Genomic DNA, 4,550 nt, shown 5'->3' on the forward strand with positions numbered 1-4,550 from the left:
CCTGCAGGCCCTCTTCGCCTAATTGGATAAACTATTATTGCCTCGCCCCTAAGGGGCTGTAAGTAAGGAGCTGGTTTATCTATCAAGGTTCAACAACACGGCCGCGGTATATTCGCTTTTTGCGTTGCTGCTCCTTCATCTCTTTTTGCGTTTCCTCGCTGCCACTGAGTGGGCGGCGATCTTCTGTTTGTATTTGACCACGATAAACTCTTACCGTTTGCTTATTATCCAGTGCGGTGGGGTTTTCTAACCTCGCAGGCCAAGGCGTTCCAGCCAAATAAAACAGTTCTTTAGTCAGTGCTTTGCTGACCACGTTAGCGCCAGCATGGTAGTGGTTTTGTAGTTCAGCGAAAAGCTCGGGATTGGCAAGTTTTATGGCGGGCTTGAGGTCTGCAGGGGCTAGCCGGCGAATTTCATAGACCAGTTCGATCATCGATTTAGTAAATTGCATAATGACTGTTTGCCGTGGATTATTGAGAGCATGTATTTAAGGTTGCTAACAATCCATTGTTTTACTGCGGGGGAGCCTAGTGCGTTGTTATCGTCAAGCTGGGTGAGGGGCGGCTTTTGCTAGTTATTGTTTATCGCGCCACTGCCGATGATTGTTCCACTTGTGACGCATTAAATCTACCTTTAATCGCAAAAAACTTGATTGTTTTAAGTGATGTGCTAGCGCTCATTGAGTGAATGGCCGCGCCCTTATAGATGTCGTTTGCGCGTTTATGCCGTTACAATGCTGCTCCAAAGTAATTGCAAATGCCCACTCTATGACAGCCCCTTTTGTACATCTTCGAATACGCACCGAATTCTCGCTTGTAGACAGCATTGTCCGCATCAAACCGCTGATAAAAACGGTGGTCGGCATGGATATGCCGGCATGCGGTATTAGTGATTTAACCAATTTTTTCGGGTTGGTGAAATTCTATAAAGCAGCCCAGGGTGCTGGCGTTAAGCCATTGGGCGGTTGTGATTTTTTACTGCGTATCAACGATGAAACTCCGCCCACGTTATTCACACTGTTTGCCATGAATAACAAGGGCTATAAGAATATTCTGCAATTGATCTCGAAGGCTTATCAAAAAGGCCAGTACGGCGGCCAGGCGTTAGTGAGCCGAGAGTGGGTTGAAGAGTTCAGCGGTGATGTGATTGCGTTATCCGGTGGTCGCGATGGCGAAGTGGGTATGGCTCTAGTTGCAGACCGTGCGGCACAGGCGCGCGAAATGTGTGTTTGGTGGCAGCAAACTTTTCCCGACCGATTCTATATGGAACTGCAGCGTACTGGCCGCGCGAATGAAGAGTTTTATTTACATGCTGCAGTCTCGCTCGCGGCGGAGTTACAAGTTCCTGTGGTAGCGACAAACGATGTGCGCTTTCTAACGGCAGATCAGTTTGATGTGCACGAAGCGCGTGTGTGTATTGGCGAGGGCCGCGCACTGGATGATCCGCGTCGAGAGAAGCGTTACTGTGATCAGCAATATCTTCGCTCGCCGCAAGAAATGGTGGAGTTGTTTAGCGATATTCCCGAGGCTATTGAAAACACCCTTGAAATCGCCAAGCGCTGTACGTTAGACATTGAGTTGGGTAAGTACTTTCTGCCCGAATACCCCATTCCTACGGGCATGACCGAAGCTGAATTCTTTCGGGATCTATGCGCCAAGGGTTTGAATCATCGCCTTGAAAAGCTGATGGATACTACCGCGGCTGACTTTGGTGAAAAGCGTATTCCTTATGACGAGCGCTTAAAGTTTGAGCTGGATATTATTATCCAGATGGGGTTCCCCGGTTACTTCCTCATCGTAATGGACTTTATTCGCTGGGCCAAAGAGCACGACATTCCTGTTGGGCCTGGCCGTGGTTCGGGTGCGGGCTCGCTTGTGGCTTATGTGTTGGATATTACCGACCTTGATCCACTTGAGTACGACTTACTCTTTGAGCGATTTTTGAACCCAGAGCGGGTTTCGATGCCGGATTTCGATGTCGATTTCTGTATGGATAACCGCGATAAGGTCATTGGTTATGTGGCCGATAATTACGGTCGCGATGCGGTAAGCCAGATTATTACCTTCGGTACCATGGCGGCCAAAGCGGTAGTGCGCGATGTGGCGCGGGCGCAGGGTAAGTCTTATGGGCTTGCCGATAAACTGTCTAAAATGATTCCTGCCGACCCTGGCACAACGCTTAATAAGGCCTTTGAGCAAGAAGCACCCCTGCGGGAGTTTTTAGCAATAGATGAAGAAGCCCAAGAAATTTGGGAGATGGCACTGCAGTTAGAGGGCGTTACGCGAAACGTTGGTAAGCACGCCGGTGGTGTTGTTATTGCGCCGACCAGGCTAGTTGATTTTGCGCCTTTGTATTGTGATGAAACCGGCGCTGGCCTGGTGACGCAATACGATAAAAACGATGTTGAGGATGCCGGCCTCGTTAAATTCGATTTCTTGGGTTTGCGTACGCTCACGATTATCGACTGGGCTAAAAAGATGATTGATACGCGGTTAGTCGCCAAAGGCGAGCCGCTGTTGGATATCGCCACGATTGACCTTCAGGATGAGCCAACCTTCAAGCTGCTAAAGCGTGCAGAAACCACCGCTGTTTTCCAGCTGGAATCACGGGGTATGAAGGACCTCATCAAGCGCCTTCAGCCCGAAAATCTCGAAGAAATTATTGCACTGGTAGCACTGTTCCGGCCGGGGCCTTTGCAGTCGGGCATGGTTGATGACTTTATTAACCGTAAACACGGCCGCGCACCGGTGGCTTACCCCGATGCCAAGTACCAACATGAATGCCTAAAACCCATTCTTGAACCCACCTACGGCGTTATTGTTTATCAAGAGCAGGTAATGCAGATTGCGCAGGTGCTAGCCGGTTATTCGCTGGGCGGCGCCGATATGCTTCGCCGGGCGATGGGTAAAAAGAAACCCGAAGAAATGGCAAAGCAGCGCTCGACCTTCCAAGATGGCGCGAAAGATAACGGCATCGATCCCGAGCTGGCCATTAAGATTTTTGATTTGGTGGAAAAATTTGCAGGCTACGGTTTTAACAAATCTCACTCGGCCGCTTATGCCTTAGTCAGTTATCAAACTGCGTGGTTAAAAGCGCATTATCCATCGCAGTTTATGGCGGCGACTATGTCGTCGGATATGGATAAAACCGACAAGGTTGTAACCTTCATTGAAGAAGTGCGCAACATGGGTATTAACCTGTTGCCGCCCGATGTAAATAATGGCGACTTCCATTTTACCGTTGATCTTGAAGACAATATTATTTATGGGCTAGGTGCTATTAAAGGCTTGGGTGAAGGCCCTGTAGAAGCCATTATTGAAGCGCGTAAAGGCGGCCCGTTTAAAGACCTATTTGATTTTTGCGACCGTGTTGATGCGCGTAAGGTGAATAAGCGTGCACTGGAAGCGCTGGTGCGATCCGGTGCGATGGACAACATTGGCCCGGGTGTTGATTTCGATTATGACCGTGCGGTGCTGTGGTCTGCCATTAGCGAAGCCGTTAAAACGGCGGAGCAGAGTGCGAAAAATGCTAGTGCAGGCATGGTCGACTTATTTGGCTCGGTGGTACCGGAATCGGATAATCGTGCCGATGTTTACCAAGAGTTTCGTCACGTTAAGCGACAGTCAATTAAAGAACGCTTAAATGGCGAAAAAGAGACCTTAGGGTTGTATTTAACGGGCCACCCGATTGATGAGTACGATGCGGAATTAAAACACCTGGTATCGTCGCGAATTTCTAGTTTGGTGCCCGATAAAAACAAACAAACGATCGCCGGTATGGTGGTTGCTTTCCGCGTTATGAGAACCAAGCGTGGCGATACCATGGCCTTTATTACCCTTGATGATCGTACGGGTCGAGTCGACTTGGCCATTTTTGCCGATACTTACAATGACCACCGTGAAATCATCGTGAAAGATGCCTTACTCGTTGTTGAAGGGCAGGTGAGTAATGATGATTACAGTGGCGGCCTTAAGATGCGTGCCGATACCATCAGGGGTTTTGATCAGGCACGTGAAGCGCGGGTTTCTGGCTTGCGCTTGCGTTTGGATAATAGTGAATTGTCTGTGGACACTGTAAAGCAACTCAAGCAAAGCTTAACGGCTTTTTCGGGCGGGCAATGCCCAGTGTTCGTGAATTTAAATACGGAATATGCCAGTGCCGAATTGGCTTTAGGTCAGGAGTGGCGTGTGCGTGCAGCCGATGACCTGTTGCAAAGCCTGCGCAGTAGCTTTGGCTCGCAAGCGGTCGAGGTCTTGTACCGTTAACGTTTAGGGGTACGCCCCTTAAGCACACGCCTGTTAATCGCAATAATAATATAAAGCACTGTAGGGCCTCGCTTTAGGGACGAGGAAACAATATTTCATCCACTAATGCTCGATCTCGACATCCTTACCTTCGTTGCTCAAAGCGTTACATGCCAAGGCATGCGCCCCTTTAAGCGCCTCGATAAGAAAGCCGATCGATAACTGCTCCATGCGTTATTCTAATAACCTGCCTCCCTGCAGGCCCTCTTCGCCTAATTGGACAAACTATTATTGCCTCGTCCCTTA

2 protein-coding genes are annotated in these 4,550 nt (G+C 49.2%); one reads left to right on the forward strand and one right to left on the reverse strand.

The genetic code is table 11. From position 1 onward, the window contains the following. Positions 1–82: 82 nt before the first annotated feature. Positions 83–451 carry a hypothetical protein gene (locus AC3A8L_RS20100; RefSeq protein ID WP_487964054.1) on the reverse strand — a complete coding sequence of 123 codons (369 nt, stop codon included), beginning with the start codon at positions 449–451 and terminating at the stop codon, positions 83–85. Between the two features lie 316 nt (positions 452–767). Between AC3A8L_RS20100 and dnaE the strand changes: the two genes are divergently transcribed. Continuing rightward, positions 768–4,265, forward strand: a complete 3,498-nt coding sequence (dnaE, locus tag AC3A8L_RS20105) for a DNA polymerase III subunit alpha (protein WP_487964055.1) — start codon at positions 768–770, stop codon at positions 4,263–4,265. Positions 4,266–4,550: the final 285 nt, after the last annotated feature.

It is taken from the genome of Marinagarivorans sp. (assembly GCF_982758155.1).